This window comes from Burkholderia sp. BCC1993 (assembly GCF_905339865.1).
Classification (GTDB): Bacteria; Pseudomonadota; Gammaproteobacteria; order Burkholderiales; family Burkholderiaceae; genus Burkholderia.
In genome coordinates this window covers 150,255-174,608 of record NZ_CAJPGZ010000002.1, presented here as the reverse complement: position 1 = coordinate 174,608, position 24,354 = coordinate 150,255, and the positions used below count along the sequence as shown (strand labels likewise).

Annotated in this window: 20 protein-coding genes; 7 read left to right on the top strand and 13 right to left on the bottom strand. The window is 69.1% G+C overall.

The window, feature by feature from the left end:
• Nucleotides 1–22 precede the first annotated feature (22 nt).
• The 13 genes from U4Y91_RS03580 to U4Y91_RS03520 all read right to left on the bottom strand — a co-directional run bounded on the left by U4Y91_RS03580 (nt 23) and on the right by U4Y91_RS03520 (nt 16,318).
• Nucleotides 23–1,345 carry an LLM class flavin-dependent oxidoreductase gene (locus tag U4Y91_RS03580; RefSeq protein WP_321803330.1) on the bottom strand — a complete coding sequence of 441 codons (1,323 nt, stop codon included), beginning with the start codon at nt 1,343–1,345 and terminating at the stop codon, nt 23–25.
• Nucleotides 1,346–1,389: 44 nt separating this feature from the next.
• Nucleotides 1,390–2,391, bottom strand: a complete 1,002-nt coding sequence (locus U4Y91_RS03575; RefSeq protein WP_321803329.1) for an LLM class flavin-dependent oxidoreductase — start codon at nt 2,389–2,391, stop codon at nt 1,390–1,392.
• A 151-nt stretch (nt 2,392–2,542) separates the two neighbouring features.
• Nucleotides 2,543–5,020, bottom strand: a complete 2,478-nt coding sequence (locus U4Y91_RS03570) for a TonB-dependent receptor (protein WP_321803328.1) — start codon at nt 5,018–5,020, stop codon at nt 2,543–2,545.
• 118 nt (nt 5,021–5,138) lie between these two features.
• A complete protein-coding gene (locus tag U4Y91_RS03565; RefSeq protein ID WP_415750445.1) occupies nt 5,139–6,080 on the bottom strand; it encodes an ABC transporter substrate-binding protein in 942 nt (313 codons plus the stop codon).
• A 30-nt stretch (nt 6,081–6,110) separates the two neighbouring features.
• Nucleotides 6,111–6,668 (bottom strand): GNAT family N-acetyltransferase, encoded by a 558-nt coding sequence (locus U4Y91_RS03560; RefSeq protein WP_321803326.1) that lies wholly within the window; start codon nt 6,666–6,668, stop codon nt 6,111–6,113.
• Nucleotides 6,669–6,887: 219 nt separating this feature from the next.
• Entirely contained in the window at nt 6,888–8,426 is a 1,539-nt protein-coding gene (locus U4Y91_RS03555; protein ID WP_321803324.1) for an MFS transporter, read from the bottom strand.
• Between the two features lie 4 nt (nt 8,427–8,430).
• Nucleotides 8,431–8,970, bottom strand: coding sequence for a GNAT family N-acetyltransferase (locus tag U4Y91_RS03550; RefSeq protein ID WP_321803322.1), 540 nt, complete (start codon nt 8,968–8,970; stop codon nt 8,431–8,433).
• A 70-nt stretch (nt 8,971–9,040) separates the two neighbouring features.
• Nucleotides 9,041–9,925, bottom strand: coding sequence for an alpha/beta fold hydrolase (locus U4Y91_RS03545; protein ID WP_321803320.1), 885 nt, complete (start codon nt 9,923–9,925; stop codon nt 9,041–9,043).
• On the bottom strand, nt 9,922–11,619 hold the full coding sequence (locus U4Y91_RS03540; RefSeq protein ID WP_321803318.1) for an ABC transporter ATP-binding protein: 1,698 nt from the start codon (nt 11,617–11,619) through the stop codon (nt 9,922–9,924). Before U4Y91_RS03540 ends, U4Y91_RS03545 begins: the two co-directional genes overlap by 4 nt.
• Entirely contained in the window at nt 11,616–12,446 is an 831-nt protein-coding gene (locus tag U4Y91_RS03535) for an ABC transporter permease (RefSeq protein WP_321803317.1), read from the bottom strand. Before U4Y91_RS03535 ends, U4Y91_RS03540 begins: the two co-directional genes overlap by 4 nt.
• Nucleotides 12,443–13,444: an ABC transporter permease gene (locus tag U4Y91_RS03530; protein ID WP_321803315.1), complete on the bottom strand. Its 1,002-nt coding sequence runs from the start codon at nt 13,442–13,444 to the stop codon at nt 12,443–12,445. Before U4Y91_RS03530 ends, U4Y91_RS03535 begins: the two co-directional genes overlap by 4 nt.
• 4 nt (nt 13,445–13,448) lie before the next feature.
• On the bottom strand, nt 13,449–15,077 hold the full coding sequence (locus U4Y91_RS03525) for an ABC transporter substrate-binding protein (protein WP_321803314.1): 1,629 nt from the start codon (nt 15,075–15,077) through the stop codon (nt 13,449–13,451).
• Nucleotides 15,077–16,318 carry an SfnB family sulfur acquisition oxidoreductase gene (locus U4Y91_RS03520; protein WP_321803312.1) on the bottom strand — a complete coding sequence of 414 codons (1,242 nt, stop codon included), beginning with the start codon at nt 16,316–16,318 and terminating at the stop codon, nt 15,077–15,079. Before U4Y91_RS03520 ends, U4Y91_RS03525 begins: the two co-directional genes overlap by 1 nt.
• Between U4Y91_RS03520 and U4Y91_RS03515 the strand changes: the two genes are divergently transcribed.
• The 7 genes from U4Y91_RS03515 to U4Y91_RS03485 are packed head-to-tail and all read left to right on the top strand — an operon-like array spanning nt 16,317 to nt 24,322.
• A complete protein-coding gene (locus tag U4Y91_RS03515; protein WP_321803311.1) occupies nt 16,317–16,667 on the top strand; it encodes a hypothetical protein in 351 nt (116 codons plus the stop codon). The two genes, U4Y91_RS03520 and U4Y91_RS03515, sit on opposite strands and share 2 nt — an antisense overlap.
• 38 nt (nt 16,668–16,705) lie before the next feature.
• Nucleotides 16,706–19,030, top strand: a complete 2,325-nt coding sequence (locus tag U4Y91_RS03510; RefSeq protein WP_321803309.1) for a TonB-dependent receptor — start codon at nt 16,706–16,708, stop codon at nt 19,028–19,030.
• A gap of 13 nt (nt 19,031–19,043) precedes the next feature.
• A complete protein-coding gene (locus tag U4Y91_RS03505; RefSeq protein ID WP_321803308.1) occupies nt 19,044–20,417 on the top strand; it encodes an LLM class flavin-dependent oxidoreductase in 1,374 nt (457 codons plus the stop codon).
• Nucleotides 20,414–21,436, top strand: a complete 1,023-nt coding sequence (locus U4Y91_RS03500; RefSeq protein WP_321803306.1) for an LLM class flavin-dependent oxidoreductase — start codon at nt 20,414–20,416, stop codon at nt 21,434–21,436. The genes U4Y91_RS03505 and U4Y91_RS03500 overlap by 4 nt, the downstream gene beginning before the upstream one ends.
• On the top strand, nt 21,433–22,491 hold the full coding sequence (locus U4Y91_RS03495; RefSeq protein ID WP_135800988.1) for an LLM class flavin-dependent oxidoreductase: 1,059 nt from the start codon (nt 21,433–21,435) through the stop codon (nt 22,489–22,491). The genes U4Y91_RS03500 and U4Y91_RS03495 overlap by 4 nt, the downstream gene beginning before the upstream one ends.
• Nucleotides 22,488–23,216: an LLM class flavin-dependent oxidoreductase gene (locus U4Y91_RS03490; RefSeq protein WP_321803305.1), complete on the top strand. Its 729-nt coding sequence runs from the start codon at nt 22,488–22,490 to the stop codon at nt 23,214–23,216. The genes U4Y91_RS03495 and U4Y91_RS03490 overlap by 4 nt, the downstream gene beginning before the upstream one ends.
• On the top strand, nt 23,213–24,322 hold the full coding sequence (locus U4Y91_RS03485; protein ID WP_321803303.1) for an LLM class flavin-dependent oxidoreductase: 1,110 nt from the start codon (nt 23,213–23,215) through the stop codon (nt 24,320–24,322). Before U4Y91_RS03490 ends, U4Y91_RS03485 begins: the two co-directional genes overlap by 4 nt.
• The last annotated feature ends 32 nt before the right edge of the window (nt 24,323–24,354 follow it).

The following is a 24,354-nucleotide window of genomic DNA, read 5'->3' as shown; positions in this document are numbered from 1 at the left end:
TTGCGCATGTCATGTCGATCCGTCACGCAGTCTCTGCGGTTGCGTAACGGCTCGCGCGGCGCGGCAGGCCGAGATGGTCCCGCAGCGTGGCGCCCGGTAGCGCACGGTGGTAGCGGCCCCGTGCCTCGAGTGCGGGAATCACGTAACGGACGAAATCCTCGAGCCCTTCGGTCTGCACCTGGAAGCCGAGAATGAAGCCGTCGGCCGCGCCCGCATCGAACCAGCGGATCAGTTCGTCCGCGACCGCCTCGCCGGTGCCGATGAACCCGGGCTTCGGCGTTGCCACGTCGAGCGCCACCTCCCTGAGCGTCGACCCGTTTCGCCTGGCCTCTTCCTTGATGCGATCGGTCGTGGAACGGAAACTGTTCCTGCCGAGCTCGCCCAGCTCCGGAAACGGCGCATCGAGCGGATACTGCGAAAAGTCGTGATGCTCGAAAAAGCGGCCGAGATAAGCGAGCGCCTCGTCGATCGTGAGCAGATCGCGAATCGCGCGGTACTTCTCCTCGGCTTCTTCGCGCGTCGCACCGACTATCGGTCCGATACCGGGGAAGATCTTCACGTCGGTGCGCGCGCGGCCGTGCGCCTCCGCGCTCTCGCGCACGCGCTCGGCAAATGCGCGCGTCTCGTCCAGCGACGGCGCGTGCGTGAACACGGCATCGGCATACTTGCCGGCCAGCGCGATACCGTCATCCGACGCTCCCGCCTGGAAAATCACCGGCTGCCCCTGCGGCGAACGCTGGATGTTGAGCGGCCCGGCCACCTCGAAAAAACGGCCCTTGTGGTTCAGCGGGTGCAGCTTGTCGCGATCGAAGAAGCGGCCGCTCGCGCGGTCGCGCACGAACGCGTCGTCGTCCCAGCTGTCCCACAGGCCCTGCACCGCCTGCAGGTATTCGTCGGCGATCTCGTAACGCAGCGCGTGATCCGGATGTGCGCCGCCGTAGTTCTTCGCCGAGCCTTCGAGCGGCGAGGTCACGACGTTCCACCCGGCGCGCCCGCCGCTGATCAGGTCGAGCGACGCGAACTGGCGGGCCACCGTGAACGGATGGCTGTACGACGTGGACAGCGTGCCCGCCAGCCCGATCTTCGACGTGGCCGTCGCAAGCGCGGACAGGATCGAGATCGGCTCGAAGCGGTTCAGGAAATGCGGGATCGACTTCTCGTTGATGTAAAGGCCATCCGCGACGAACACGAATGCCACGCCGTTGGCTTCGGCCTTCTGCGCGATGCCGGTGACGAAGTCGATGTTCACGCTCGCATCGGCAGGGCCGGCCGGATGCTTCCACGAATTCATATGGCCGCCTGCGCCATGCAGCATCAGGCCGAAAGTGAGGTTGCGTTGGGTCATGTTCGAATCCGCGGTCTGAAGAATGAAAAGGCAGCCAGGCGCCGTCAAGCGCCGACCGGCTGCTCGAGACCTGCCAGCGCCTCGATCGAGGCGAGGCGCTTGGCATAGTCCGCCACCGGGTTGTCGATGACGAACTCGTCGATGCCGAAGCGCTCATGCAGCGCATCCAGTTCCCGACGCACCTCGTCCGGTGTGCCCGCCGCGACCTGCGGACGCAACTCGTCGATCCGATAGTCGGTGACACCGGTCTGGCGCGCAAAATCGGCCGCCGCCTCCAGGCTTGGCAGGTTGACGCTCTGCCCATTGCCGAAGCGCAGCTTGAAGATCCGCAACGCGCCGACCTGGCGTTTGGCGTCCTCCGACGATTGCGCGGCGACCGCGAACAGGGCGAGCAGCGGCACGCGGCCCGTCGCGCCGCGATAGACGTCGAGCGACCTTTCGATATTGCCGATGTCGCCGTTGAAGTGGCCTGCGTAGCAGAACTGCCAGTCATGCCGGGCAGCCAGTTCGGCACTTTCCGGACTACCGCCCAGCAGGATGCGCTGCGGCGATTCCGGCGGCACCGGCAACGCTACCGCCCCGGCCAACGGGTGGTCCGGCGCGACGCCGTCGCCGAGAAACGCATCGAGTTCGGCGAGTTGCCCGGCAAAGTCGGGCTTCTTCGCCTTGTCGTGAAACCATTGCAATGCCCGCGTCGTGAGCGGCAGCCCGCCGGGCGCCTTGCCGACGCCCAGGTCGACACGTCCCGGCGCGAGCGAAGCCAGCGCACGGAACGATTCGGCGACTTTGTAGGGGCTGTAATGCTGAAGCATCACGCCGCCCGAGCCGACGCGAATCCGCGACGTATGCGCAAGCAAATGCGACACGATGATCTCCGGTGCCGAGCTCGCAAGACCTGGTGCGCCATGGTGCTCCGCAATCCAGTAGCGCTTGTAGCCGAGCGCTTCGGCACGCTTCGCAAGCGCGATCGTGAAGTTCAACGCGTCATGCGCGCTCGCCCCTTCAGCGATCGGGCTTTTGTCGAGAATCGAAAGGGAATAAGACATGAAGCTCAACCTGGTAAGTCGGTCGTCCCGCCGAAATGGAACGGCCTCGGACGGGTGCCGATACAGCGGAACATGCCGGACAGATCATTCATTATGGATAACGGATCATCTGCCCGTTACGGTCATTTCTTCTATGAATATGGCCGATCGATCAGAACAGATAGCGTGCCCGCAGATAATAGAAACCGCCGTTGACGCCGATCGTGCTGCCGCCGCTGTACTGGATCCCTTCCAGTTGCGCCTCGTACGGCAGCTTGCTCGGGCGGACGTCGAACAGGTTCTGTGCGCCGGCCGCGATCTGGAATTTCTTGGTCACGTCATAGCGCACCTCGACATCGGTGACATACCGTGCGGCCTCCTCGAAGTGAACGAACTGGGAGGTCGAGAACGCGTTCGGTCCGACGATGTAGGTCGCTTCTCCCGATGTCTTCCCGTAACGCGTCTCGTGGAGCGTCACGGCCCACTTGTCGAGGCGCCAGGTGCCGCCGACGATGATCTTGTTCTTCGGCGTCGTCGTGGACAGCGATGCGATCTGCTGCGCGTTCAGCGACGGCTTGCCGTTCGACCCGTTCGCCACGTGCGTGACCGAGGTCGTATTCAGGTTCACCCCGAAGTCCCAGTCCACCTGCCCGTACCGGCCGAAGCCGGTGTGATAGGTGCCCGCCAGATCGATCCCTCGCGTGCGCGTATTGGCACCGTTGGTGAAATAACTCGCGCTGACCGCCGACACCGGCACCGATCCCGGAACCGTCAGCCCCGCCCCTTCGAGCGCGGCGATGGCCGCCGCGCCCGACGCGGTTCCGCCGAGCACGATCCGGTTGCGGATGTTGATCTGGTACGCATCGATCGTCAGTTGCAGGTTGCGCACGGGATTGAGCACCAGCCCGAAGTTGTAGCTGGTCGACGCTTCAGGCTTCAGCGCCTGCGCACCGATCAGGCGCGCGCCGGGCGAGGTCGTCGCCAGGATGCCGCCCACGGAAGCAGGCGACGTGGTCACGCTGGTATAGGACTCCTGCGCCAGCGACGGCGCACGAAAGCCGGAGCTGACGCTGCCCCGAACCGCAATGGCCGGCGAAAACTGGTAGCGGGTGGCAATCTTGCCGTTGGTGGTGTCGCCGACGTCGTTGTAGTGCTCGTAGCGGCCCGCCAGATTCACCTGCCATTTCGGCGTCAGGTAAGTCGACAAATCGATGTACGTGCCGATCACGTTGCGCGAGATGTCGCTCGCGCTGACGGGCGCCAGGCCCGGCAACGCAGCCGAGCCGCCGTCGATCCACGACGCCTGCTCGCCATTGCGGATCGTATAGGTTTCGCGGCGCTGCTCGACGCCCACGGCGACATTCAGCGGCGCCGGCAGCAGCGGGACATTGAATGCCCGCGACAAATCGAGGTTGTTGGTCAGCTGCGTATTGCTGACGGTCGACAGGTGGAAGGTGGTCGGCGTATAGCCCGATGCCGCGTACAACCCGGTGTTGGCGGAATTGCGCATTCCGAACACGCTGTAGTCCCCGCCGTAGGTCGTGCTGAAATCCCACGCCCAGCCGAACAGGTTCTTTCCCTTGATCCCCGCCGTCACCGAGTAGTCGTTCTCGTTGATCGTTTCGACCGGCACGAAGCCGTTCGGGTAGACCTGCGGCAGCACGAAAGGCGGACGAAAGTTCTGGTACGCATCGCCGTTCCGGTGCGCGTAAGTGCCGAACCCGTAGAGTTCGACCTCGTCGCCGAGGTAGTAGCCGGCATTGAAGCCGACCGTCTCGCGCGAACTGGCCGGGTCGCCCAGGATCGGATTGTAGTAGCCCTGTCCTTGCGGAAAGCGCCCGAAATAATCGTCCGGCCCGGTGCGGATCGTATGGTTCTGCCGGTCGAACCCGGCGCTCAGGTCGACGAAGCCCTTGTCGGCGAGATTCAGGCCGATCGTGGCCGACTCGCTCGTCTTGAAACCGTCGCCGGAGTAGGTCTGCCCGTTCGTCGTGGCAAGCTCGCCGCCGCGCGCATTGCGCTTCAGGATGATGTTGATCACGCCCGCGATCGCATCCGAGCCGTACTGCGCGGACGCACCGTCGCGCAGCACTTCGATGTGGTCGATCAGGCCGACCGGAATGGTATCGATGTCCACGCCGGTCGAGCCCTGGTTCAGGCCCGGGTCGAGCGTGATGTTGGCCGTCGTATGGCGGCGCTTGCCATTCACCAGCACGAGCACGTGGTCGGGCGTGAGGCCATGAAGCGACAGCGTATCGGTCAACACGCCCGTGTCGCCGGAGTACGAGGTCCGGGTGATCGATGGCGAGAGTTTCACCAATGCGTCGCGCAGGTTGGTTTGCCCCGTCGCGCGCAATTGATCGCCACCGATCACGTCGATCGGCGTCAGGCTCTTGCTCGCACGCGTCTCCGTGCGCGAACCCGTGATCACGACCCGGTCCTGAACCTGTACCTTGCCGTCCGACGCGGCCGACGCCGACGATGCCGGCGCGACCGCACGACTGGCCGGCGCCGCGACCGCCGCCGCTCCGTCCCCCGCTCCCGCTTCCTGCGCCCAGGCCGCGCCATGAAAAACGCCTGCCGCAACCGCCACCGATATCACCGTCCTGCGCGTCTTCGGCGAGACCCCCTCGCCCTGTGTGTGCCGCATGATTTCTCCGTTCTTTGCCGATTGAAGGCACGCTACACGCGGCCTTTTAGTAGTAGTCCATACGATTACTCAAAACTCTTTCCGCATGACGGCCGTGCTTCGGCCGCTCATGACCCGATCAGAGATCGGGAAGCCCCGGAGGATTCGTCGAGGCCTTCGTGATCGCCTCGCTGTCGAGATTCCAGCGGCCCAGCACCTCGCGGTACTTGCCGTTCCGGATCAGGTCGTTGATGGCGTAGGTAATGGGCACGGCAAGTCCGCCGCCCTTGCGGGTGGTGACGGCAACTTCGGCCGTGCGGGGCCACCCGCCGCTGACCGTGCCGACCTGCCTGATCTTCACACCCTGGCTCGCTTGATAGACCAGCGCGGCATTGACGCTGAAAATCGCGTCGGCGCGCCCCGATACCAGCGCCAGCGTCCGCACCGACGGATCCTCGTAATACAGCACGTGAATCGGCTTCAGCCCGTGTGCGACGTTTTCCTTGTCCCAGGCCAGCAGGATCTTTTCCTGGTTGGTTCCGGAGTCGCCGATGACGCGCAATCCGGCGATATCCCTGGGCTCGCGAATCTGCTTGATGGGGCTGTTCTGCTCGACGTAGAAACCGAGCACGTCGCGGCGATAGGTCGAGAAGTCGAATTTCTGTTTGCGCGCTTCGGTCACGGTCACGTTCGACAGCACCGCGTCCACCTTGCCGGACGCGACGGCAAGCGGCCAGTCCGCCCAGGCGAGCGGCACGAGCTTGAGCTTCAGTCCGAGTTCGTCCGCAACCAGTTGGGCGAGATCGGGATCGGCGCCGACGATCGTTTTCGCGTCCGTTGCGTACGCACTGATCGGTGGAAATGCCACCGCGATCCCGACGGTCAAGACGCCCTTCTCGGCAAAACGGAAGTTCTCCGGGATCAACTTGATCGCCTCCGCATCCGGCGCGACGCGCGGGCGATCATGCTGATCGGGGCTCAGGTTGAACGACGTCGCCGACTGCGCGATGCCGGCAACCCCCATTACCACCACCGCAAACGCACCGGACAAAGCCAGGCCGATTCCGCGACGACGATTCATTTTTCGGTATCCCGTGGAAGTGTTCATGCGTCATGCACCGAACGGCCGACCCAACGGCCTGTCCGGCTTCAGATCCTGCAAATGTTCGATACGACCGGGCTCGAGCAGGTCTTTTGCAAAAGGCAGTCGCCAATGCACTTCCGGTGCGATCGCCGGGTCGTATAGCGGTTCATAGCCGGTGCCGAGATAGAGCGCCGAGGCCTCCGGTTGACGAAATCCGGTCGTGAGATAAACCCGCCGGTATCCCTGCTTCAACGCACGGGCTTCGAGCTCGGCCACCACGCGGCGTGCGACGCCCTGGCGACGAGCGCCGGAATGCGCCCAGATGCGCTTGAGTTCGGCCGTCGTGTCGTCGTAGCGCTGAAATGCACCGCCGCCCACGACTTCGTCACCTCGTCGAATCAGGATGAAAGCGCCATCGGGTGGCGCGAACAGCGCCGCCGGGTAGGTCAGGAGTTCGTCACGCACGACTTCCGCGGGCACCGCGCGAAAGTCCTGGTAGCGCGTGGAATATTCGACCGACAACTCGTCGAACATGGGCAACGCGAGCAGGTCGAGCGGGGATGTGTCGATTACTTCGTCAGTCACTGATACGCCAGATGCTTCGAGTCATCTGCCTCTGATTTGCCGGGATCGGCGGATTCGTTCGACACGCTTGTTGCCGCGCATCGCATCCTGCAATAGTGCGCGCGAACCATGCGCGCTCAAACCAAGCATTTTCGAAAACGTTATTCACACAGATACACATAATCAGGATTCCGTATCGTAAATTCGAGACTGCATGGCAAATGCGATTCGCCACGCAACTCACCCGGCTGCATCACGCGCGTGCCTGATCATCCAGTCCGCACACGCTGCCGCGAATGCGCCGGCCACCAGCAGCAATATCGGCACCGACACTTCGACGAATGCATCCCGGTATGCGGCCAGACCGGCCGAAGACGACGCCTGCACCAGGAATACGCCGGTTCCCCACGACATGCCGATCGAGCAGGCGAGCCGCTGCGACAACTGCAGAAACCCGGCAGCCAGCCCACGCCCTTGATCCTGGCCGATCTCCGCGAGCGTCATGGCCTGGTTCGGCGCATGGATCAGGCCGCTGGCGAACCCCTGCAGCAGGACGATCGCGGGATACGCGAACACGATCCAGCGAACCGTGAAGTACTCGGTCGCCAAACCTTGCGCGGCGACGGCGAGCGCATAACACGCGATTGCGCACACCGTCCCGGCACGGCCGAAGCGCGCGACGAATCGCCAGCTCCACATGGTCGATGCGATCGAGGCCAGCGCGGCAGGAATCGACAGCGCGGCAAACAGCAGCGGATCGAGATGCAAGCCGTCGAGAAAGAACAATGCACTGACCATCCCGAGGGTCACGCCCGCCGCGAACTGGCACATCGCCACGAGCGTGCCGAGGACGTACCCGCCCGACCCGAGCAGACCGCGCGACAGAATCGGCGTGCCGCCGCGCCGCTGATACACCGCCTCCCACGCCAGAAACAGCGGCAACTCGGCCATCGCGACCACGAGACAAACGCGTCGCGGCGGTATGCCGGTGCCGCCGACCAGCGTGGCGAGCATCAGCGCGAGCGTGACCGCGGACAGCAGAACCAGGCCGACCGGATCGATCGAAAACCGGGCATCCGACAACCGGTGGCGCGGCAGATGCCGAAGCGCCAGATAGAACACGGCCATTCCGAACGGCGCGTTGACGAGAAACAGCAGCCGCCAGCCGAGATCCGGCGGAACCGACGCAAGAATCAGCCCGCCGAGAATCGGTCCGGCGAGCCCCGACAAACCGCCCGCCGACGCGTATCGCCCGAGTGCCCTGGCCTGCGCCGCGCCTTTGAACAGATCCTGGATCAAGCCGAAGATCTGCGTATTGATCATCCCCGCACCGAGCCCTTGCAGCACGCGCGCGACGATCACCGTGCGCGCGTCATCCGCCAGTCCGCCCAGCACGCTGAAACCCGAAAACATCGCGAGCCCGACCAGAAACAGCAGGCGGCGCCCGATCACGTCGCCGAGCCGGCCTGCCGGGACGAGCGCGATGCCGAACGCAATGGAATAGACCGACGTGATCAGCTGAATTTCGGCTGTCGACGCATGCAGTTCACGCCTGAGTGTCGGCACCGCCAGCGTGAAAATCGCCTGATCGAGAAGCGTGGTGAAGCCCATCGCGACGCAGATGCCCAGCACGATGCTCGCGCGGGCGCCCGCGTCGGTCGAACCGCTTCCGGCAGCGCGCCGTCGCACCGCCCACCCGGTCACGCCGGAGGGCCGGCCCAGGGTGACGGGTTTCGCCGGATCGGCGTGCACGGACGCGTGCGGCTCGTCGTGAATCATCGATTCAGTCGTGGCTGGCCGGATGCCGGGCCGGCAGCAAATACTTCTCGAACAATACGCCGGGCGGCGCGTCCTCGCCGAAATCGTGCGACGACAGCAGCGTATAGCCCGAGGACCGGTAAAGGCCCACCGCTTCGGGTTGCCGCGGCCCGGTGCCCAGATGCACGCGCGTGTAGCCTTGCCGGGCAGCTTGCGCCTCGAGCTCGGCCAGCACGCGCCGCGCGAGCCCCTGGCGGCGATGCGCGCGGCTGACCCAGATGCGCTTGAACTCCGCCGTCGCGGGGGTGTGATGGCGCATGAAGGCGCCGCCGGCGATGGCCCGCCCGTCTCTCAGCAGCAGCAGGAATGCGCCCTGCGGCGGCGCAAACGCTTCGCCTGGATAGCGCACCAGCTCCTTGCCGAGTTCCTCTTCGGGAATATAGGCCGCGTAGCGGCTGCTGTACTCGTGCGCCAGCTCGTCGAAGAGCGGCCGGGTGAGCGGGTCCGTGGCGGACACGTAGACAAAATGATCATCCCGATCCAGCGAACATCCGGTTTCAGACATCGACTGCCTCCTCACGAGCCGTTGCCCGGATTCCGGGCCGGCTGCTGTTTCATGGTTCTTCGGCGGCCGCTCATCGGACGGGCGCCGCTTGCACGGTGCGCTCGAGCAGCGCACGCAATGCGGCGCCGACCGCATCCGGCCGCTCGAGCATCAGTTGATGGCCGCAGTCGGGCAGCACGCCGAACGACGCATTCGGCAACGCGTCGGCCAGCGCGCGTCCGCCGGCGGGCGGTGTCAGGCCGTCGCTGTCGCCGGCGAGCACGGCGACCGGCAAGTCGAGCGCGGCCAGCCGCGCCGCATCGGGCCACGGCGCGTCGCGCAGCACGACCTGGAACGTCGTCATCCGGTTGCGGCGCGCGACGCGCGACTCGTAAGCGACGAGCGCCGGGTCGGCCTGCGGATGCCATGCGAGCCGCCGGAAGCGCCGCGCGAACACCGGCTTGATCCATTCGAGCAGCCAGCCCGGCAACGCCGGCGGCCGCGTCACGGGGCGCGCGAGCTGCGTGCCGAGCAGCAGCGCACCGCTCGCTTCGTGCAGCCGCCCGAGCACCGCCAGCCGCTCGAGCAAGGCGAGCGTGCTTCCCGTGCCCAGCGAATGGGCGACCAGCACGTTGTGCGCACCCTTGTAGCGGTCGAACAGCGCGAGATAGTCGCGCAGCGTTTCGTCGCCGTGATGGGCGCCGCTTCGCGCGGGCGGCCGCGGACTGTCGCCGTGACCGAGGAAATCCCATGCGACGAGTTCGTAGCCCGCATCGGCGAACGTGCGCCACTGCGCTCGCCACTGGTTTTTGTTGCCGCCGCCGCCGTGCGCGAAGAACAGCACCGTCCCCGCATGCGGCGAGCCGCGCGGCGCGGCGCGATGCGCGACGCTCAGCGTGCGCCCCGCGCGCACCTCGACCGGCACACCGGCCACGACCGCGGAAGCCGCGACCGCGAAGTTCGAATCGGACGTCATGAGTGCTCCTCGTTGGTTCGATGGGCGTGCGCGCTGCCGTCCTGCGTGCCGGTCGCGCTCACGCGCGCCGGCAGCACCGGCATCGCATCGAGTAACGCACGCGTGTACGGATGGCGCGCCGCGCCGAAAACCTGCGCGGTATCGCCCAGTTCGACGATGCGCCCGGCCTGCATCACCGCGATGCGGTCGCAGATCTGCGCGGCGACGCGCAAGTCGTGCGTGACGAACACGATCGCCATCGCGTGGCGCTTCTGCACCGACGCGAGCAGTTCGAGCACCTGCGCCTGCACCGACACGTCGAGCCCCGACACCATTTCGTCGGCCACGAGGATCGACGGATCGAGCGCCAGCGCACGTGCCAGGCTGATGCGCTGGCGCTGCCCGCCGGAGAATTCGTGCGGATACCGGTCGAGTGCATCCGGCGGCAAGCCGACCTGCGCGAGCAGCTCGGCCGCCCGCCGATACGCCGCAGCGCGGCCGACACCGTGCGCGAGCAGGCCGGTCGCGACGATCTGCGCGATCGTCTGACGCGTGTTCAGCGATGCGTACGGATCCTGAAACACCATCTGGACGTCGCGACGCAGCGGCCGCAACGCGTGGTCGGCCAGGCGCGCGAGATCGTGCTCGCCGCGCAGCACGATGCGCCCCGCATCCACCCGCGCGAGCCGCACCAGCGCGCGCGCGAGCGTCGACTTCCCGGAACCCGATTCGCCGACGATGCCGAGCGTCTCGCCGGCATGCAGCGCGAAGCCGACGTCGACCAGCGCGTCGACGCGGCGCCGGCCGCGCGCCGGCAGGAACGGCAACGCGCGGCGCGACGCATAGTGCTTGCGCAGGCCCTGCACGTCCAGCAGCGGCACGCCGCCGCGGGCGACGGCACGCGCTGCGACGCGACCGTGCGGCACGGCATCGAGCAGCGCGCGCGTATACGGATGGCGCGGCGCGCGCAGCACGTCGGCCGCGCGACCGCTCTCGACCTGCTCGCCATCGCGCAACACCACGACGCGATCGGCGACGCGCGCGACCACGCCGAAGTCGTGCGTGATCAGCAGCACGCCGGCCCGTTTCGTACGGGCTGCCTGCTCGATCAGCGCCAGAATGCGCGCCTGCGTGGTGACGTCGAGCGCGGTGGTCGGTTCGTCCGCGATCAGCAGGGCCGGCTCGAGCGCGAGCGCCATCGCGATCAGCACGCGCTGACGCTGGCCGCCGGACAGCGCGTCGGGATACGCATGCCGCAGCCGCTCGGGCTCCGGCAGGCCGACGTCGCGCAACAGCGCCGTCACGCGTGCCGCGCGCGCCGCACCGTCGCCACGGCCGCTCAGCACGCGATGGACGCGCAGCACCTCGTCGACCTGCGCGCCGACCGTCATCAGCGGATTCAGCGCGGCGAGCGGTTCCTGGAAGATCATCGACACGTCGCGGCCGCGCACCGCGCGCCATTCGGCGTCGCTGCAGTGCGCGAGGTCCCGCCCGCGCAGCGCGATCCGCCCGGCCGCGTGCCGCACGCCGCGCGGCAGCAGGCCGGCGATCGCGGCCGCGAGCAGCGACTTGCCCGACCCGGACGCGCCGACCACGCACAGCACCTCGCCGGGCGCGACCGTCAGCGACACGTCGCGCACCGCGTCGCGGCGCTCCGCGCGGGCCGGCAACGCGAGCGTGAGCCGCTCGACCGACAACAGCGGCGCGCCGCTCATCGCCCCGGCTCCGCAAGCGCCGACGCGTGGCGCAACCCTTCGCCGACCCGGTTGATCGCGAGCGCGGTCGCGACGATCGCGAGCCCCGGCCAGATGCTCAGCCACCACGCGTCGCGCACCACGTTGCGCGCCGCGCCGATCATGAAGCCCCAGCTCATCTGCGACGGATCGCCGAGCCCGAGAAACGACAGCGCCGACTCGGTGAGGATCGCGGTCGCGACCATCAGCGCGGCCAGCACCGCGAGCGGCGGCCAGACGTGCGGCAGGATCTGGCGCCGCACGAGCGCGGCCGGCGACTCGCCGGCCAGCCGCGCCGCGAGCACGAACTCCCGTTGCACGAGCCCGATGAATTCGCCACGCACGAGCCGCGCGATCGCCGGCCACGACACGGCGGCGATCGCGACGATCGTCGATTCGAGCGACGCGCCGAGCACCGCCGCGATCGTGACCGCGGCCGCGAATTGCGGCACGGTCTGGAACAGCGTCGTGAGCGCCATCAGCGCCCGGTCGACCCAGCCGCCGCACCAGCCCGCGAGCGCGCCGATCGATGCGCCGAGCACAAAGGTCGCGACGGTCGCCGCGAGCCCGACGAACAGCGACACGCGCGCACTCCACAGCAGCGCGACCAGCACGTCGCGCCCGAGCATGTCGGTGCCGAGCGGATGGCCGGCCTGCAGCGGCCGCAGCAACGGCTCGCCGGCCATGCGCCACGGCGACGGCAGCCACAGCGGCGCGCTCAGCGCGACGAGCGCGACGACGGCCAGAAACAGCGTGCCGGCCGCCGCGCCGCGCGCGCGCACGAAACGATGCACGAAGCGGCCCGTCATCGCGCGTCCCGCCGGCCGATGCGCGGATCGACGATCCCGTACAACAGGTCGGTCAGCGCATTGAACAGCACCACGAGCGCCGCGACCACGGCGAGCAGCCCGAGCAGCACCGGATAGTCGCGCTGCAGCAGCGCGTCGTACATCAGCCCGCCGAGGCCGGGCCACGCGAACACGATTTCGGTCACGAGCGCGCCCCCCGCGAGCTGCCCGAGCTGCAGTCCGCCGAGCGTGACGACCGGCAACAGCGCGTTGCGCAGCACGTGGCGGATCATCACGCGCGGCTCGGACGCGCCCTTCGCGCGCGCGGTCCGCACGAACTCGCGTTCGATCACCTCCAGCATCGCGGCGCGCGTGAGCTGCACGTAGATCGCGCCGTACACGAGCCCGAGCGTCGTGGCCGGCAGCACCAGGTGCGCGGCCACGTCGAGCGCGTGGCGCCATCCCGTGTAGCCGGCACCGACGCTTTCCATTCCGAACGACGGCAGCCAGCCGAGCACCACCGAGAACGCGATCACGCTCATCAGCGACAGCCAGAACAGCGGCGTCGCATAGACGATCACCGCGAGCGCGCCGATCGCGCGCGCGATGCGGCGCGCCCACGGACCGCCGCGCGACTCGCCGTACGCGGCCACCGCCCCCGCCGTCACGCCCGCGACGACCGACACGGCGAACGCGGCCGCCATCAGCAGCAGCGTCGCGGGCAGGCGCTCGGCGACGAGTTGCAGCACCGGCAGCTGGTTGCGGTACGAGAAGCCGAAATCGACGTGCGCGAGATCGCGCAGATACAGCGCGAACTGCTCGACGAGCGGCCGGCTCAAGCCGAGCTGCGCGCGCAGCCGCTCGACGTACGCGGCATCGCCCGAGCCCGCGTCGCCGGCGAGCATCAGCGCGGGGTCGCCCGGCGCGAGCCGCACCAGGAAGAAGTTCACGACGAGCACGCCCAGCACGACCGCCAGGCCCCGCAGCACCGTCGACGTCAAACGCAGCGCCGTGTTCATCGCGTCATCCGATCCACGTGTCCTCGAGGCTGTCGTTCACGCTGGTGGCCGTGCGCAGCAGGTTGTGGACGTTGCGCCGGTACAGCGTCGGGTTGACCATCTCGAAGATGTTCGCGATCGCCGCGTCGTTCGCGAGCGTGGTCTGGAGCTGCGCGTAGCGCGCGCGGCGCACGGCCGGATCGGTGTCCAGCGCGGCCGCGTCCCACAGCGCATCGGCCTGCGGATTGCGGTAGCCCGCGACGTTGCCGAACGGCGAGCCCTTCGAGATGCCGTCGATCCGGTACAGCGGCGCGACGCCGAAATCCGGATCCGCGTTCTGGAACAGGAAGTTGTAGCTCAGGTCGAAATCCCAGTTCGCGACGCGCGCATACCAGCCGGCCGCATCGGTCGTCTGCACGCGCAGCCGGAAGCCGGCCTGGCCGAGCGCCTGCTGCGTGTATTCGGCCACGCGCTCCCACGCGCCGCCCTTCTCGCCGTTGACCAGCACGAGCGGAAACTTGCCGACGTCGACCCCCGACTGCCGGATCAGCGCGCGCGCCCGCTCCGGGTCGTACGCGAAGCGCGGCACGTTCGGATCGTAGAACGGCGACGACGACACGAACGGCCCGCTCGCGACCTTCCCGTAGCCGAAGAAGATACGGTCGACGATGAACTGGCGATCGAGCGCGTGCAGCACGGCCTGCCGCACGAGCACGTTGTCGAACGGCGGCTTGCGCTGGTTCAGCTCGAGAAAGGCCATCCCGGTGAACAGCTCCCAGCCCTGCGTCGTGATCGCGACGCCCGGCAGCTTCGCGAGCCGCGCGATGTCCGCGTAGTCGACGTCGCCCGCGCGCAGCGCGTGGATCTGCCCGCGCTCGAACGCGATCGAGCGCGCGGCCGCGTCGGGCACGACGTTGAATACGATCCCGTCGAGATACGGCAGCCCCTTCTTCCAGTAATCCGGATTGCGCGCGACGCGGATGTACGCGCCGCGCTTCCATTCGCGGAACACGAACGGGCCGGTGCCGACCGGATGCTGGTTCGCGGGATTGCTGCGCGGGTCCTTGCCCTGGTACAGATGGGCCGGCAGGATCGGCAGCAGCCCGCTGCCGAGCAGGTTGATCAGCCCCGCGTACGGCTTCTTCAGGCGGATCGTCACCTGCAGCGGGCCGCTCGCGTCGATCGACGCGACGTACTTGTCGAACGTCACCTTCGTGCGCGGCAGCGCCTGCGGCGCGATGTCCTTCAGCGTGACCACCACGTCCTGCGCGCCGAACGACTGCCCGTCGTGCCAGCGCACGCCCGGCTGCAGGTCGAACGTCCAGGTCAGCGCGTCGGCCGACGCGCGCCAGCTGCGCGCGAGCACCGGCACCGCGCGCAGTTGCGGGTCGAAGCCGAGCAACCCCTGGAAGATCTTGCCGCCGACGTATTGCGACGCGACGTGCGGCGTCAGCGCGTTGACGAGCGACGGCGGCTCCGGCTGCGCGAACAGCGACAGCGTGCCGCCGCGCACCGGCGCCGCCGCGGCGTCGGCCGCGAACACGCGCGCCGCACCGCCGAGCCCGGCCGCGGCCCACGCGGCGGCGAGCGCATAGCGGCGCCGCGCCGGGTCCTTCGGCACCCACGGCGATGGAGTCGAGAGCGTGTCGGTCATCACAGGTAACCGTGGCGCGGCGGGTTGACGTGGTTGAGCACGTAGTTGCCGATCGCGTGGTATTTCCAGCGCACCGGATCGTGCAGCGTATGGGTGCGCGCATTGCGCCAATGACGGTCGAGGTTGTATTCGCTCAGCACCGAGCGCGTGCCCGACAGTTCGAACAGCTTGTTGGTCGCGAGGATCGCGAGCTCGGTGCTCAGCACCTTCGCGGCCGCAACCTGCACCGATGCGTGCGCGACCTGCGCGTCGTCGAGTTCGGCCGGCAACGCGTCGAGCGCCGCGGCCGCACGGTCGAGCAGCGCTTCGGTCGCGAGCAGGCGGATCTGCACGTCGGCGACGTCGCGGATCACGTAGGGATCGTCCGACGCGCGCGCGATCCCGCTGTCGGCCCACGGCCGGCTGCGCGTGCGCACGAACTCGAGCGTGTCGTCCAGCGCCGCGCGCGCAATGCCGACGTCGATGTTCGCGTGCAGGTACTGCGACACGGGGCCCGCGAGCGTCGGCCGCTCGAACGCGGCCTGGATCGACACCACGTCCTGCTCGTCGACCTCCACGCCCGCCAGCGTCAGCGTGCCGCTCGCCGTCGTGCGCTGCCCGAAGCCGCTCCAGTCGTCGACGATCTCGAGCCCCGGCCGGTCGCGCTCGACCAGCGCCTGCACGTAGCGGCCGTCGTCGTCGAGCGCGAGCACCGCGATCCAGTCGGCGAACAGCGCGCCCGTCGAATAGAACTTCTGACCGTCGAGCACGAGCCGCCCGCCGCGCCGCGAGAGCCGCGTGCCGATCTCGAGCGCGTTCTTCGTCCCGCGCTCGGACGCCGCATGGCCGATCCGCGCACCGTCGAGCACGAGGCCGAAGAACTTGCGGCGCTGCGCATCGTCGCCCGTCAGCCGGATCACATCGAGCGCGTGGAAGTGATTCTTCGGCAGCTGGCCGATCGACGGGTCCGCCTGCGCGATGGTTCGCACGACCTCGCCGAGCGTCGCGAGCGACACGTCCGCGCCGCCGAACGCGCGCGGCACCGTGATGCCCCACAGCCCGCTGCCCGAGAACAGGTCGAGCTCCGCGAACGGCAGGCGCCGCTCGCGGTCGCGCAGCGCCGCGTCGCGCGACAGTTCGTCGGCGAGCCGGCGCGCGGTTTCGAGCGCGTGCGCGTCGTCGACGATGCGGCTCGCGGGTGGACGGGAGGACAGCGGGGCCGGCGCGCTGGCCGGCGTGTCGGCAGACGTGAATGCGTTCATGAAGATCCTCGTGGACGGGTGCATGGCCTCCGTCGACAGCAAGCACCATGCCAATGCGGTCCCGTCGGCCTGTGCGGCCATCGCGCCGCGCGCGGCGCGCTGGATTTCCAGCGAGATGCCGCAAATGCAGCACGCCGCGCGATGCGCGACGGCGCTGCTGGAATTCCAGCAAAACGACTGGAACGCATGCGCGCGCGCTGCGTCGTCCGGCCGCCGCTTTCGGCACCCATCCGTTGCGGGGCGTGCCCGAGCGCCCATTGGCACGCCTGTTGCAAAGCCCCGCTCACGCACTGCCGAGCCGCGGCGCCATCGACTCGATGCGCGGCACCGCGCCGGACCACACGCATAACAACGCTTCGATTTGGGGATAGACGGATGAAATACACGATGTTGAGCGCCTCCCTCGGCGCGTCGGCGCTGCTGGCCGCCGCGCCGGCGCTGCATGCGCAGCAGCAGCCGGCGGTCACCGCGGCGCCGATCGCCGCTTCGGCGGCCGCGGCTGCCCCGCTTGCACCGGCTGCATCGGCGGCGTCCGGCGCGACGCACGCGAACGGCGGCGCGCCGGTCGCGGAGGCCCAGCTGAAGGACGTGATCGTCACGGCCCAGCGGCGGCGGCAATCGGCGCAGCGCGTCGGCACGTCGATGTCGGTCATATCGGGCAACGACCTCAAGACGCTGAACGTCGAGACCGTCAACGACCTGCAGCATGCGACCGCGAGCGTCGAAGTCGAGCCCGCGTTCGGCGGCGGCCAGCCGCAGTTCCGGATTCGCGGCGTCGGCTTCAACGACTACACGTCGAACAACGCGTCGACGGTCGGCATCAACGTCGACGACGTCGCGTACGCGCTGCCGATCCAGACCCAGGGGCAACTGTTCGACATCGCGCGCGTCGAGGTGCTGCGCGGCCCGCAGGGCACGCTGTACGGCCGCAATACGACGGGCGGCACGGTCAACTTCATCACGAACCAGCCGACCCGCGACTTCCAGGCGGGCGCAAGCGTCGAATACGGCACGCACAACCTGCTGACGACCGAAGGCTACGTGTCCGGACCGCTGAGCGATCGCGTGCGCGGCCGCTTCGCGTTCACGACGCAGGACTTCGGCGCATGGCAGAACAACCGCGCGACCAACCAGACGCTCGGCAACCACGACAGCGCCGCCGCGCGCGCGCAACTCGACTGGGACGTCGCGCGCGATTTCAAGCTGCACTTCGGCGCGCACGGCGGATTCGACAAGTCCGACAACACGGGGCTCTACCTGTTCACGCCGTACACGTCGTCCAAGACCGGCGAGGTGATCCCGGCCGACGCCGATCACACGAAAACCGGCTGGAGCGTGAGCCCCGCGTTTTCGCGCGCGACGGGCCTGTCGACCGACGCGAAGCCGGGGCGCGACAACGTGAACGGCGGCGTCGACCTGACCGCGACGTGGAATCTCGGGCCGGTCGAACTGAAGAGCATCACCGCGTACAACTACCTGCACCGCCGCGAATATTCGGACTGGGACGCCACCCGCTATCACGACTCCGACGAGTACTTCGACGACACCGTCAACGAAGTCACGCAGGAACTGCGCGCGTCGTCGCGCGGCGACACGCGGCTGCGCTGGGTCTCCGGCCTGTTCTACTCGCACGACGATCTCGACGAGAAGTTCTATTCCGACTTCAGCGACCGGCTCGGCTTCATCGCGCTCACGCGCTACCGGCAGTCGGTCGACACGCTCGGCGTCTACGGCCAGGCGACCTACGACATCACGAAACGCCTGCGCGGCATCGTCGGCTTGCGGCAGGAACACGAGAAGCGCGAACTGCGCGGCTTCGCGTCGGGCATGCTGACGCCGTCGTTCGTGCCGTTCGCGGGCTTCCGGGGCGGCGACGCGAACCAGTCGCTGACGTCGAACGGCACGTCGGGCAAGGTCGGCCTCGAATTCGACCTCGCCCCGGCGACGATGCTTTACGCGACCGTCAGCCGCGGCTACAAGTCGGGCGGCTTCACCGCGCACAACACCGGCAATTCGAACGCGCTCGCGCCGTTCAAGCCCGAATCGCTGACCGCGTACGAGGTGGGCTTCAAGAGCGACCTCACGCGCTCGCTGCGCTGGAACGCGTCGGCGTTCCATTACGACTATCGCGACCAGCAGGTGCTGTCAGCCACCTTCGACCCGAACTCGCAATCGCTGATCGGCACGTTCGTCAACGCGCCGAAATCGCGCATCGACGGCTTCGAGACCGACCTGAAATGGCAGCCGGTGCGCGGGCTGGAAATCTCGCAGTACGTCGGCTACAAGAGCGGCAAGTACACGTCGCCGTTCGTCACGTACAACACGCAGGCGTCGGCGGCGAGCGGCCACAACGTGTTCACCGACTACAACGGCAGCGCGCTCAGCTTCCCGCGCCTGAGCTACGGCGGACAGGTCGCGTACAGCTGGCTCGCGGGCGGCTACCGGCTGCGCGCGGAGACGAATTACAGCTACCGCGACGCCTATTCGCAATTGCTGCTGCTCGGCCCGAACTACACGGTCGACAGTTACTGGCTCGTCAACGCGAGCCTGACCGTCACGTCGCCCGACCGGCACTGGGACGTCGCGCTGTGGGCGCGCAACCTGTTCAACCGCCAGTACGACCTGACGAAGAACTTCTTCCTGCCCGGCACGAACGTCGCCGCCGCGGGGCAGCCGCGCACCGTCGGCGTACGCGTGACCTACACGTATTGAGGAATCCATCCGGATGACGCGCCGCACCGACACCCTGAAACTCAACGCGATGCTGAACGGCGGCGGCAGCCATGTGGTCGGCTGGCGTCATCCGCTCGCGCAGCCGAACGGCAATCGCGACTTCGCGCATTTCCGCCGCATGGCGCAGACGGCCGAGCGCGGCAAGCTCGATGCGCTGTTCGTCGCTGACGTGGTCGCGACGCAGGGCAGCCACATCGATTCCCTGCGCCGCAGCGCGCGCGCCGACACCTTCGAGCCGCTCACGCTGCTCGCGGCGCTGGCGGCCGTCACGCAACATATCGGCCTGATCGCGACCGCGACGACGACCTACAACGCGCCGTACCACATCGCCCGCAAGTTCGCGTCGCTCGACCACCTGAGCGGCGGGCGCGCGGGGTGGAATCTCGTCACGTCGGTCGTGCCCGACGAAGCGGCGAATTTCGGCGCGACGCCGCACCTCGCGCACGCCGATCGCTACGCGCGCGCCGACGAATTCCAGCGCGTCGTGGCGGGGCTCTGGGACAGCTGGGAAGACGACGCGTTCATCGAGGACAAGGCCGCCGGCCTGCATTTCGATCACCGCAAGCTGCATGTGCTGGATCATCACGGGCCGCACTTCAGCGTGCGCGGCCCGCTGAACGTCGCGCGCGCGCCGCAGGGCCATCCGGTGCTCGTGCAGGCCGGCTCGTCGGAGGCGGGCCGCGAACTCGCGGCACGCTGCGCGGAAGTGATCTTCACCGCACAGCACCGGCTCGACGACGCACAGGCATTCTATGCGGACGTCAAGGGCCGCCTCGCGCGTCACGGCCGCCGGCCGGAGCACCTGAAGATCCTGCCCGGCGTGATGCCGATCGTCGGCGCGACCGAGGCCGAAGCACGCGACAAGCTGCGCGCGTTGCAGGACCTGATCGATCCGGTGCTCGGACTGCGGCTGCTCGCCGACAACGCGGGCGATTTCGACCTGTCCGGTTATCCGCTCGACGGACCGTTGCCCGAGCTGCCGCCGAGCAATCGCAGCAAGAGCCGGCAGCAGTCGATCGTCGATCTCGCGCGCCGCGAGAACCTGACGATCCGCCAGCTCTACGAGCGCTTTGCCAGCGCCGGTGTCGTCACCGGCACGCCGAAGACCATCGCCGATCGCTTCGAGGAATGGTTCCTGTCGTACGGCGCCGACGGGTTCAACATCGCGTTCGCGTGGGTGCCCGGCGGCCTCGACGATTTCGTCGATCTCGTCGTGCCCGAACTGCAGCGCCGCCGGCTGTTCCGCGCCGAGTACGAAGGCCCGACGCTGCGCGATCAGCTCGGCCTGCCGCGCCCGCCCTTCTTTCGGCGCCCGTCGTCGCTGCGCGGCGATACGGTCGCACCGGTCCGCGGCGGTGCCGCATGACGCGCCCGTTCCGACTCGGCGTGCTGACGCGCGTCTACGCGCCCGATTCGTCGCCGCGCGTGCTGCACGACACGCTCGCGCTGATCGAAGCGGCGGAAGCGCTCGGCTTCGACAGCGCGTGGGTGGCCCAGCACCATTTCGGCAGCGAAACGGGCCGGCTGCCGTCGCCGCTCGTGCTGCTGGCCGCCGCCGCGCGCCGCACGCGGCGCATCGCGCTCGGCACCGGCGTGATCGTGCTGCCGCTCGAAGCGGCGCTGCGCGTCGCGGAAGATGCGGCCGTGCTCGACGCGTTGGCCGACGGCCGCCTTCAGCTCGGTGTCGGCGCCGGCTTCGAGGCGGACGTGTTCGCCGCGTTCGGCCGCGATTTCGGTGCGCGCGCGGCGCTGCAGGCCGACGCGCTCGCGGCGTTGCGCCGGGCGCTGGACGGCGCGCCGGTCACCCCGGCCGGGGCGACGCTGCAACCGCCCGCGCCCACGTTGGCCGCGCGTCTCTGGCAAGCGACCGGCGATGCCGAAGCGGTCGCGCGCAACGGTCACGGGCTGATCGTCGCGCGCACGCGTCCGGAACAGGACGGCGAAGCGGCGCTCGTGGCGCGCTATCGCCGCGCGTGGGCTCATCCGGGCGCGCCCCGTGTCGCACTCGTGCGGGCGGTCGTGCCGGGCGCGGATGCGGCCGGCGTCGAGGCGGCGATCGGCCCCGACATCCTGCGGTACGCCGCGCGGCTGGCCGCGGCCGGCGGCGCACCGGCGCCCGGGCACGCCGACCTCCCCGCGCTGCTCGATCGCTTCGGTGTACTACGCGGTGCGCCCGCCGACATCGCGGCCGCGCTTCAGATCGATCCCGCGCTGGCCGGCGCAACCGAGCTGGTCGTGCAGGTGCAGACGGCCGGCACCTCGCAGCGCGACGCGCTGCACCGGCTCGAGACCGTCGCCGGCGCGATCGCGCCGGCGCTCGGCTGGAGGCCGGCCTCGGCAGGCCCCGAAGCCGCTTCGCTCACTTCCGATCCGATCCCGACATGACTCGATCGTCCTCACCCGCACCGGCCGAGCGCCGGCCGTTCAAGCTCGGTTTCCTCACGCACGTCCACGGCACCGGCGACGCGCGCCGCGTCTACGCGGAGCTCGAAACGCTGTTCGTCGCGGCGGAACAGCTCGGCTTCGACGGCGGATTCGTCGCGCAGCATCATTTCCGCGCGGAATACGGCCGGCTGCCGTCGCCGCTCGTGCTGCTGGCCGCCGTCGCGCAACGCACGCGCCGCATCGAACTCGGCACGGGAATCGTCACGCTGTCGCTCGAGGATCCGCTGCGGCTCGCCGAAGATGCGGCGGTGCTCGACGCGCTGGCGGGCGGCCGGCTGCAACTCGGCCTCGGCAGCGGCGGCGCGAATCTCGACGCGTTCGCCGCGTTCGGGCTCGACGTCGACACGCGGCAGGCGCGCTTCGCGACCGCGCTCGAACGTTTGCAGGATGCGCTCGCGGGCCGCCCGCTCGCGCACGCAGCCGCCGCCGACGCGCCGCCGCTCGTGCTGCAGCCCGCGGCGCCCGGCGTGCGCGCGCGCCTGTGGCATTCGCACGCGTCGCCCGACGGCGCGCGGTTCGCCGCACGGCACGGCAACGGCCTGCTGCTCGGCACCGCCGTGCACGATCCGCGCACCGTGCAGTTGCCGCTCGCGCACGCGTATCTCGACGCCTGGCGCGAATACGCGCACGCCGGCGCACCGGCACCGCGCATCGGCGTGGTGCGCGCGGTGTTTCCCGCACGCGACCGGCGCACCGCGCTCGCCGCGCTGGCGCCCGACGTCGTGCGCCATATCCCGTGGCTCGCCGCGAGCGGCCATCCCGACGTGACCGATCCCGAGCAGATCGTGCGGCTGCTGAACGTCCACTACGGGCATCCGGACGACGTGATCGAAAGCCTGCGCGGCGACCCGGCGCTGTTCCCGTTCGCCGACTATTTCCTGCCGGTCGTGCAATCGGAAAGCTCGTCGCTCGACGACGCGCTGGCGCGGCTGCGCGCGCTCGCGGAAACGATTGCGCCGGCGCTCGGCTGGCGGCCGGCGCACGCACCCGCATGAGCGCGCCGCGTCTGCTGCTGCGGCTCAACATCGGCTGCGACGACACACGCCCCGACCCGGCCGCCGACTGGATCGCGATTGCCGAGGTCGGCGTGGCGGCCGGCTGCAACGCCGTGCTGCTGCCCGCGCAGGCTACCGGTCCCGACCCGTGGATGGCGGCCGCGGCGCTCGTCGACGCGCTACCGGCGCTGCGCGTGATGGTGACGCTGCAGGCCGGCGCGATGCTGCCCGTCGCCGCCGCCCATCTCGCGCAGAGCCTGCAGTCGCTGAGCCGCGGCCGCGCGCTGCTCGCATGCGAAGCCGACGCGCAGGACGTCGACGCGACCGACCGCGCCATGCATCTGAACCGCGACCAGCGGCTCGCGCGCAGCGCCGAATTCCTGTCGCTCCTGCGCGCACTGTGGGCAACCGATTCTCCGCTGCAGTATCGCGGGGTCTACTATCGCGTCGAGCATGCCCGTTTGCCTGATCTCGCGGCGCAGCGGCCTCCCGTCTACTGGTCGGTCGCCGAGCGGCGCGAAATCGCGTTCGCCGCGTCGTGGTGCGACGGGCTGCTCGTACCGGCCAGCGCGCCGCCGGTGGCGGCGGCCGTCGAACGCGCGTATCGCGCGCGCGGCCTCGCGCCACCGCCGGCCGATGCGCTGCTCCGGCGCACGGTCGGGTTCGACGACGTGCGACGCGCGCGCGTCGCGCGTCGGGCAAGCCGCCGGCGAGGCGACGCATGAGCGTCGATTTCGCGTGGTTCCTGCCGACCAACGGCGACGGTCCGCATCTCGCCAACAGCGGCCTGCCGCGCCCGCCGACCTTCATGCAGGACTATCGGCCGGCCACGCCCGAATACCTGCGCGGCGTCGCCTGCGCGGCCGAGGCCGCCGGCTTCGACAGCCTGCTGCTGCCGATGGCCGCGGGCTTCGAGGATCCGTGGCTCGTCAGTGCGCAGCTCGCGCGTGCAACGCACCGCATCGCGTCGATCGTGACATTCCGCCCGGGCCTCGAGCAGCCCGAACAGATCGCGCGCAAGGCGGCCACCCTGCAGCGCATGAGCGGCGCTCGCCTGCGCCTGTTCGCGGTCAACGGCTCGAGCGCTTACGACCAGCGTGCGCTCGGCGACTTTCTCGATCACGACGCGCGCTACCAGCGCACGTCCGAATGCCTGCGGATCCTGCGGCGTCTGTGGCAGGGCGCCGGCCACTCCGTCGCCGGGCGTTACTACATGCTGAACCCCGCGCATGCCGGCGTGCCGCTCGCGACCCCGCCGGCGCTCTATCTCGGCGGGGCGTCGACGCTTGCCGAACAGGTGGCCGCGAGCCAGGCCGATACGTACCTGCTGTGGGGCGAGCCGCCCGACGCCGTGCGGGAGCGCATCGCGCGGCTGCGTGCACTGGCCGCGATGCACGGCCGTCGGCTGCGCTTCGGGCTGCGCGTGCACGTGATCGCCCGCCCGACCGAACGCGCCGCATGGGCGCGCGCCGACGCGTTGCTGAACGAGATTTCCGACCAGACCTATGTCGACGCACAGCGCAAGCTTGCCGCCTACGAATCGGTCGGTCAGCAGCGCCAGACCGCGCTGAGCCGCGGCGCGCTGCGCTCGCTGCGCGAACTGGAGGTATATCCGAACCTGTGGGCCGGTGTCGGCCTGATTCGCGGCGGCGCGGGCACCGCGATCGTCGGCAGCTACGATCAGGTTGCCGCGCGCGTCCACGAATACCGGCAACTCGGCATCGATACCTTCCTGCTGTCGTCCTATCCGAACCTGGAGGAAGCGGCGCGCGTGGGCGAGCACGTATTGCCGCGCGTGCGCACGCGGCTGGCACGCGCCAGCCTGTCTTGACGCGCCGGACGGCGAGACGGCGACAGCGCCGA

Coding starts and splice junctions, on each gene's coding strand:
- U4Y91_RS03490 (WP_321803305.1), top strand. CDS start 22,488: ATGAGCGCGCCGCGTCTGCTGCTGCGGCTCAACATCGGCTGCGACGAC.
- U4Y91_RS03520 (WP_321803312.1), bottom strand. CDS start 16,318: ATGAACGCATTCACGTCTGCCGACACGCCGGCCAGCGCGCCGGCCCCG.
- U4Y91_RS03540 (WP_321803318.1), bottom strand. CDS start 11,619: ATGAGCGGCGCGCCGCTGTTGTCGGTCGAGCGGCTCACGCTCGCGTTG.
- U4Y91_RS03550 (WP_321803322.1), bottom strand. CDS start 8,970: ATGTCTGAAACCGGATGTTCGCTGGATCGGGATGATCATTTTGTCTAC.
- U4Y91_RS03570 (WP_321803328.1), bottom strand. CDS start 5,020: ATGCGGCACACACAGGGCGAGGGGGTCTCGCCGAAGACGCGCAGGACG.
- U4Y91_RS03505 (WP_321803308.1), top strand. CDS start 19,044: ATGACGCGCCGCACCGACACCCTGAAACTCAACGCGATGCTGAACGGC.
- U4Y91_RS03555 (WP_321803324.1), bottom strand. CDS start 8,426: ATGATTCACGACGAGCCGCACGCGTCCGTGCACGCCGATCCGGCGAAA.
- U4Y91_RS03535 (WP_321803317.1), bottom strand. CDS start 12,446: ATGACGGGCCGCTTCGTGCATCGTTTCGTGCGCGCGCGCGGCGCGGCG.
- U4Y91_RS03525 (WP_321803314.1), bottom strand. CDS start 15,077: ATGACCGACACGCTCTCGACTCCATCGCCGTGGGTGCCGAAGGACCCG.
- U4Y91_RS03500 (WP_321803306.1), top strand. CDS start 20,414: ATGACGCGCCCGTTCCGACTCGGCGTGCTGACGCGCGTCTACGCGCCC.
- U4Y91_RS03515 (WP_321803311.1), top strand. CDS start 16,317: ATGAAGATCCTCGTGGACGGGTGCATGGCCTCCGTCGACAGCAAGCAC.
- U4Y91_RS03575 (WP_321803329.1), bottom strand. CDS start 2,391: ATGTCTTATTCCCTTTCGATTCTCGACAAAAGCCCGATCGCTGAAGGG.
- U4Y91_RS03510 (WP_321803309.1), top strand. CDS start 16,706: ATGTTGAGCGCCTCCCTCGGCGCGTCGGCGCTGCTGGCCGCCGCGCCG.
- U4Y91_RS03580 (WP_321803330.1), bottom strand. CDS start 1,345: ATGACCCAACGCAACCTCACTTTCGGCCTGATGCTGCATGGCGCAGGC.
- U4Y91_RS03545 (WP_321803320.1), bottom strand. CDS start 9,925: ATGACGTCCGATTCGAACTTCGCGGTCGCGGCTTCCGCGGTCGTGGCC.
- U4Y91_RS03485 (WP_321803303.1), top strand. CDS start 23,213: ATGAGCGTCGATTTCGCGTGGTTCCTGCCGACCAACGGCGACGGTCCG.
- U4Y91_RS03530 (WP_321803315.1), bottom strand. CDS start 13,444: ATGAACACGGCGCTGCGTTTGACGTCGACGGTGCTGCGGGGCCTGGCG.
- U4Y91_RS03565 (WP_415750445.1), bottom strand. CDS start 6,080: ATGAATCGTCGTCGCGGAATCGGCCTGGCTTTGTCCGGTGCGTTTGCG.
- U4Y91_RS03495 (WP_135800988.1), top strand. CDS start 21,433: ATGACTCGATCGTCCTCACCCGCACCGGCCGAGCGCCGGCCGTTCAAG.